This window comes from uncultured Paraglaciecola sp., assembly GCF_913020055.1.
In the GTDB taxonomy this organism is placed as follows: domain Bacteria; phylum Pseudomonadota; class Gammaproteobacteria; order Enterobacterales; family Alteromonadaceae; genus Paraglaciecola.
The window spans coordinates 1-6646 of sequence record NZ_CAJWCF010000152.1; the positions used below are offsets into that span (position 1 = coordinate 1).

Here is a 6646-nt window from a genome sequence, read left to right on the forward strand (position 1 = left end):
GATGGGTCTTCATCGGTATAGGTTAATGACGTCCACACGTCGTCATAAGTTAAGTTTTTATGATCAGTGGAAATAATGTTATTTACCGCAGCTTTTATAATCTCTGCAGTTGCACTTAAATCTACCGCGGCATAATAAACGGCGGCATCAAAAAGACTGATATCTTTAATAATTGGAACATCTGGACAATTCGTACAAACACTGCCACTGATAACCCCTAAGCTTGGAGCATCATCGTCTCCGCCATCATCAACACCACAGGTATTTTCTGTTCCGGGTGTAGGTGAGTATTGCGCATAAGAGCTGGTGTTAAGTAAACCACCGCTGCCATTGGCACAACGTTGGTTAGACTCAGTGTCACTAGCGCCGTTTCCTTTTTCATTTACTTGTGGCTGACCACTATTTAATAACGGTAAAAGCCCAGCATCATCACCATCACTAGTGTCATACACTATCGCATCAACAAGATTGCCAGCAATGAGACTATTAAGGAGACCTTCAACTTTGATTGGTGTGTCGTTAGGGAAATCTTCAGCGTTTCCTACAATCAACGCGACCGCATCAGCACCATTCTGCAGAGCCCCTGTTCTGCCTGGCGAAAAAGTCATATCTACATTTGCAACGGCTGGATTACCCAACACGAAATATCCATCAGCGTTAGTAGAGTTTCCATCTAAATCAAAGGATAAATACGATTTGTCATCCGAGCCATTAAAAAATACTACGGCTAGACCATCTAGAGGTGTGCTGCCCACTCCCCCATCATATAATTCAATAAATTCTGCAGCATCATCCCCTGGCGTATCTGCATCGACTTCATTAATAACCACACTCGGCACTTGAGCGAATACTGATGGCGCACTTAAAAGTAACGCCAGCAGTGCTGGATATTTCAATTTCATGTTTTCTCCTGGATTTGTTTGGGTCGGTGTTCCGACTTTTAATAATTATTTTTTTAATGCGAGCGATGTTCTAATACTTCTGTGACATCCATATGACAGGGAGTGAATTACATACTACTCAACAGGTAAACTTGACCTATTGGTCAGATGTTAAGCAATTGTCATACCGAAAATAAATCTCAATAAAAAACAATTAATTAGAAAATTGCAAAAAAAACAATTTACCCAAAGTGTCAAAAAACCTGACAATTATCCTTACAATTATCAGCTGGTTAACCACTTAATGACTAAAGGCTGGTTTTATACAACAACATATACCCCCCAGAAAAGGAGTAGTAACTAATAGTTTTACAATCAGCTTGATTTTTAAACAGAAACACACTAACCTCATTATGACATCATTATGATATCATTAAGGAGTTATTAAATGATTACTGAGAAAAAAGGCTTTTCGATTAATGGGTATTTAGCTTTTTTTGTGGTTTTACCTTTACTACAAATAAGTTTTGGCATCATGCTGGCGAACAAAATATTGCTACCTGTGAGTATTGTTTGCTCCATCATTGTACTTATCTGTTGGGCAGGCTTTTTTATGGTGCAACCTAACCAAGCTAAAGTGATGACCTTATTTGGTAGTTATGTAGGTACCGAAAAACGTAATGGTCTACGCTGGACTGTGCCATTTTTTATACGCAAAACCGTGTCTTTACGTATTCGTAACTTTGAATCGGCCAAAATAAAAGTGAACGATAACTTAGGGAATCCAATTGAAATCGCTACAATCGTTGTTTGGTCTGTGACCGACTCGGCTGAAGCCATGTTTGAAGTAGACGACTATGAAAGTTACGTCACCATTCAAACTGAATCTGCACTGCGTAATATGGCCAGCAGTTATTGCTACGATCCGCAGGATGATAATAGTGCCGATGTTGCGCTACGTAGTCATCCTCAGGTTATTTCCGAAATTTTGAAGCAGGAAATTCAGGAGCGATTAGGCAAAGCAGGGTTAACCGTACATGAGTCTAAAATCAGTCATTTGGCTTATTCACCAGAAATTGCCAGCGCTATGTTACAACGCCAGCAAGCTACCGCTATTATTGCTGCCCGAAGCAAAATTGTTGAAGGTGCAGTAGGCATGGTTGAGATGGCTTTGGATAGATTAAAAGCACAAAACGTCGTGGAGCTTGATGAAGAGCGCAAAGCGATGATGGTGAGTAATTTGTTAGTGGTATTATGTGGTGATAAAAACGCTCAACCCATAATCAATAGTGGCAGTTTATATTAGGATTAAGCACTGGAAATACGATGTCTAAAAAAGCTTTTCCTCTTAGAATAAGTGCTGACGTTTTGGCCGCTATGCAACGCTGGGCAGATGATGATCTGCGCAGCGTTAACGCCCAAATCGAATATGTACTCAGAGACACTCTGGTTAAACATGGCCGAGTGAAATTGGTTCAAAAGGTGACCACCGAGGTGGTTGATACTGACGAGCCCAAAAATAATTAAGCTGACTTTATTTAAAGTCAGCTTAATGTATTCGAAGTGCGGATCTAGTTAGACTTTTTAAACAGGCGAGTTACGAATATCAAAGGTATAAGTAACAAACCCCATAAACTTAAACTTCCACCATGTTCTCGTACCACAATGACTTGAACTGATTCGTATTCATTACTCTCAAGTGATAATAAATATAAATCCGCGTCATCATTACCATCAAAAACAGCCACTAGTTCATCGTTGTAAGCGTCATATAATTCAATTAACACCTCATATTCAGCAGGAGAAAAACCGTTTAGCAGCTCACTTTCCACTACAAAACTATCAGTATTGTTGTCAGAAAAAATATTGAAATTAGAGGTAGTATGATATTCCTTAAACACTTCATCTTTGCCCAAATATAATCTGGCATACACTTGTGCTGAGCTATATTCAGTATCCGCGTCAAACTCGACACTAAAGTGATTAAAATATCCATCTCTATCTTCATCACTATGAAATTCGACCCATGCATCAAATATCCAAAATTCTTGGTTAAGAGACATCGAATCAGGCCTAACCGTCAGCGTTTTGGCTTGTGTCTGTTTTTTATTAGACACACTTACTGCTGTTTTTGATTGGGCGCTGGGTGTCAAAGACGGCACATTGGTTTGTGTACCGTCAGACGATTTGTAGATCAGCTCACTTGTTTTCTCAAATTGTTTTTCAGTAGACTGAACACTCCAGCTTTCACTTTCTGCGCCCCACACAACACTTGATATAAGTAGACTGCTTAACATTAACAAACTTGAATTTTTCATTTCACTTTCCTTTTCAAACCTGCTGTTAGTGTGGAATGAAAAGCATGAACAAAAACTGAAGACTAACTTAATCAATTATTCGGGACTGGGCAGCCAACATTTTTTGTAGAGTTGTATCATCATTATCTAAGGTTTGCTCCAGTGCCAAGCAACGAGCTAGTATTGGTGGCAAAATTGAAAGAACAATGTGTTTTTATTAAAGGCACTGACACTTAAAAGGTTTGGTTTGTATGCGAATGGTTAGACTGCTTATTTTATTATCGCTATGGGTTTTACTGAATGTTTCTTGCTCAAGCGAGCATGCTGCCGATACTATTTTTATTGGTGGCACTGTACTGACAGTTGATGAGAACAATTCAGTCGTTGAAGCCATCGCCATTAAAGACGGTATGATTATTCAGGTCGGAACCACTACCGAAATCAGTGCTATGGCCAACTCATCAACCAAGATAATTGAACTCAAAGGTCAAACTCTAGTGCCCGGTTTTATCGCAGCACATGAACATCCCACTCTTACCGCTGTATTTGCAGAAACCATTGACCTGAGCGCTTTTACATTTAATTCGCCGGATGACATGTGGCAACATTTAAAGCAGCAAATAGCGCTTGCTGACAAAGGTGATTGGATTTATGGAATGGGGCTGGATCCAGTACTCATGCCAGATCTTGTTTTACCCAGCAAAGCATTCTTAGACAAAATAGCGCCAAATAATCCATTGGTGATTGTCTCTCAAACCATGCATTCATTTTGGGCAAATTCCACAGCATTTGCAGAAGTCTCTATTGATAATCAAACTGCCGATCCCGGAAATGGCAGTTATTACGGGCGCGATCAACAGGGTAATTTAAACGGATTTATCTCTGAGTCGGAAGCGGCCTCTCCTTTTTTGGATAACTGAAGTCGCCCCTTGGGGTGGTCAGCCGTTATGAACAAACCTTGCAGAACTTAGTTGAGTCTGGGTTTACATCTGTTGCTTCTGTTGGATTTAATCTGCCTCCGATTATGGCTCGTTATGCAGCTTCCGACTTTTTTGCACCTAGAATTCGACAGTTTATTTATCTTACCGACATCGAACTCGAACACTTACCAGAGTCACCAATTCAAGATAATGAATTCTACAAAATTCTTGGATTAAAACTTTGGCATGATGGTTCGCCTTATACTGGCACTATGGCGCTCGAAGAGCCTTATTTATTTAATTCACTGACCCAAATGATGGGGATCAGCTAAGGGCATAAAGGCGAACCTCGACTTAACCAGCAGGAATTTGAACAGCAGATTACAAAATTTAATCATGCCGGTTGGCAGTTAGCTGTGCACAGCCAAGGTGACTATTCAAACACCAGCGCAGCGCAAACATTTAGTCGATTAGTAGACAACAATAAGCAACGCCACCGATTTGAGCATTGCTTATTAATCAAGCAAGAAACATTAGAGGCATTTCAAAACCAGGGGTTAACTCCCAGCTTTCATATTAATCATATTTTGTATTACGGTGATGCGCTGGCGGATAACATTATTGGTGAACGTAGAGCCCAACTGATTTTGCCGGTAAAAACAGCCTTTGATTTAGCACTGCACCCAACTCTACACGCCGATTCACCGATGTTCCCAGCAGATCCTATTAGCCTAATGAAAACCGCTGTAACGCGCCAAACTAAGTCGGGCAAAACTCTAGGTATCAATCAAGCTATCTCGCCACAACAAGCGCTGCGCACCATGACTATTAACGGCGCTTGGCAGCTACATATGGACGATAAAATAGGCAGTATTGAAGTGGGCAAAGCAGCTGATTTAGTCATTCTTAACCACAATTTATATGAATTAGAGCCTAATCTTTGGGATGAGATTAAGGTAAGTGAGGTGTGGTTAGGCGGAACCAGAAAACACTAATATCAATAGTCATAACCAATTACTCTCGTAACTAGTTCAACCAGGGTAAAGGTCAACACTTGTTATTTAAATCCGCGTTTATCCTTTATCATTTCATAAGCGGACTGAATATCTTGGGTTTTATTCTTAGCCAGCTCTAGCGCTTGTTTAGGTAAACCTTTAGAGACTAACTTGTCGGGGTGATGTTCACTCATCAACTTGCGGTAGGCTTTCTTGATGCTTTTATCGTCGTCGGATGTTTTCACACCAAGAATTTTATAAGCATCATCCAAAGATTGTTGAGACGAATATGTTTGTCCATTCGCGTTTTGTTTACCACCACCTTGTCTGAAACGCATTTCTGCTTCAAATGCTGACATTAAGTAGAGTAAATCGTGCTGACTAAAACCTAAATATTGCGACACGGTTTCCAAAATGGCTTGTTCGGATTTATCTAGTTTGCCATCTACATAAGCCGCCTGAATTAAGATTTCTAAATACACCTGCAAAATATCACGGCGACCATGACAAGACTCTTTAAACTCTTGTACGGTTTGTTTCAAAGCAAAGTCGGCTGCTTTGCCATCCCTGAAGGCTTGTTGTGCCTCTTTGCGCATGTCGCCATCAAGATTCATCTGATCCATCAGGGCACTCGCCATTTGTATTTCGATATTACTTACTTTGCCATCAGCTTTGGCAACATGACCCATCACGGAAAATAGGCAATGGAAAAAAATAGCTTGGGTTTTAAACTCATCCTGACTAGCAAAAAAACGGTTAAAACCACCCGTTTGATTAAAATTTTTGCTATAGCCTTTATCGAACATATGCCCAACAAAAAAACCTAAAAGCGCGCCTGGAATACGTCCAAACATAAATCCAAAAATGGTACCTAAAATTTTGCCTATCATCTGTTTCCGCTAACTGTTTGTTTTATTTAATTCGGTTAATCGTTGTGGTGTACCCACATCTGTCCATTGCCCGGTAAAATGTTGCGCGCCAACAACTCCCTGACTGATTGCCGTTCGCAACATCGGAGCCAAAGGTTTAACCGCAGAATTCACATTTGCAAAAAAACCTTTGTTGTAAACGGCTATTCCACTGAAAGTGAGCTTGAGTCCTTGATTCGGATCCAAGCCTTGATGAGTGAAATAAAAGTCTCCTTCAGGATTATGACTTGGATTACCAACCATCACTAAATGTGCCTCAATCCCCTCATCTAAATGAGCGGGCAATGTATCAAAATCAAAATCAGTGAAAATATCGCCGTTAATCACAGTAAACATTTCATCCTCTTCTGAAGGACAAAGCAATGGCAAGGCTTTACTAATCCCGCCAGCTGTTTCCAATGCTTGAATTTCTACAGAATAGAGTATGTCCAAACCAAAACGTTCACCTGTACCAACTGCAGTTTCAATCTGTTGTCCTAACCACGCGTGGTTGATAACCACTCTTTCATACCCAGCACGTTTTAGCGCTTCAAGGTGGTACTCAATTAAGGGTTTAGCTTGCACTTTCAACATAGGTTTAGGCACAGAATCAGTTAAAGGTCGCATTCGCTCGCCTCTTCCTGC

General features: G+C 40.5%; 7 protein-coding genes and 2 pseudogenes. 5 read left to right on the forward strand and 4 right to left on the reverse strand.

What is annotated here, in order from left to right; translation table 11 throughout:
• Nucleotides 1-902 (reverse strand): annotated as a pseudogene (locus tag QZ488_RS20590) (hypothetical protein); the annotation flags it as partial.
• A 430-nt stretch (nt 903-1332) separates the two neighbouring features.
• On the opposite strand from QZ488_RS20590, the gene QZ488_RS20595 reads away from it, so the two are divergent.
• Together QZ488_RS20595 and QZ488_RS20600 are read left to right on the forward strand one after the other, a co-directional pair.
• Entirely contained in the window at nt 1333-2187 is an 855-nt protein-coding gene (locus tag QZ488_RS20595; protein ID WP_366509081.1) for an SPFH domain-containing protein, read from the forward strand.
• Between the two features lie 20 nt (nt 2188-2207).
• Nucleotides 2208-2408, forward strand: coding sequence for a hypothetical protein (locus QZ488_RS20600; RefSeq protein WP_293752278.1), 201 nt, complete (start codon nt 2208-2210; stop codon nt 2406-2408).
• A gap of 44 nt (nt 2409-2452) precedes the next feature.
• On the opposite strand, the gene QZ488_RS20605 is transcribed toward QZ488_RS20600, so the two are convergent.
• Nucleotides 2453-3199, reverse strand: a complete 747-nt coding sequence (locus tag QZ488_RS20605) for a choice-of-anchor H family protein (protein WP_293752280.1) — start codon at nt 3197-3199, stop codon at nt 2453-2455.
• Between the two features lie 230 nt (nt 3200-3429).
• Between QZ488_RS20605 and QZ488_RS20610 the strand changes: the two genes are divergently transcribed.
• The 3 genes and pseudogenes from QZ488_RS20610 to QZ488_RS20620 form a co-directional block, all read left to right on the forward strand.
• On the forward strand, nt 3430-4098 hold the full coding sequence (locus QZ488_RS20610; protein WP_293752282.1) for an amidohydrolase family protein: 669 nt from the start codon (nt 3430-3432) through the stop codon (nt 4096-4098).
• A gap of 38 nt (nt 4099-4136) precedes the next feature.
• Complete coding sequence (locus tag QZ488_RS20615) at nt 4137-4430, forward strand: hypothetical protein (RefSeq protein WP_293752284.1); 294 nt, start codon at nt 4137-4139, stop codon at nt 4428-4430.
• A 21-nt stretch (nt 4431-4451) separates the two neighbouring features.
• Nucleotides 4452-5093, forward strand: a pseudogene (locus QZ488_RS20620) (amidohydrolase family protein); the annotation flags it as partial.
• A gap of 62 nt (nt 5094-5155) precedes the next feature.
• Here QZ488_RS20620 and djlA read toward each other — a convergent pair.
• Together djlA and murU are read right to left on the reverse strand one after the other, a co-directional pair.
• Nucleotides 5156-5983 (reverse strand): co-chaperone DjlA, encoded by an 828-nt coding sequence (gene djlA / locus QZ488_RS20625; RefSeq protein WP_293752286.1) that lies wholly within the window; start codon nt 5981-5983, stop codon nt 5156-5158.
• 9 nt (nt 5984-5992) lie between these two features.
• A partial coding sequence (gene murU, locus QZ488_RS20630; protein WP_293752288.1) for an N-acetylmuramate alpha-1-phosphate uridylyltransferase MurU occupies nt 5993-6646 on the reverse strand: 654 nt, incomplete at its 5' end.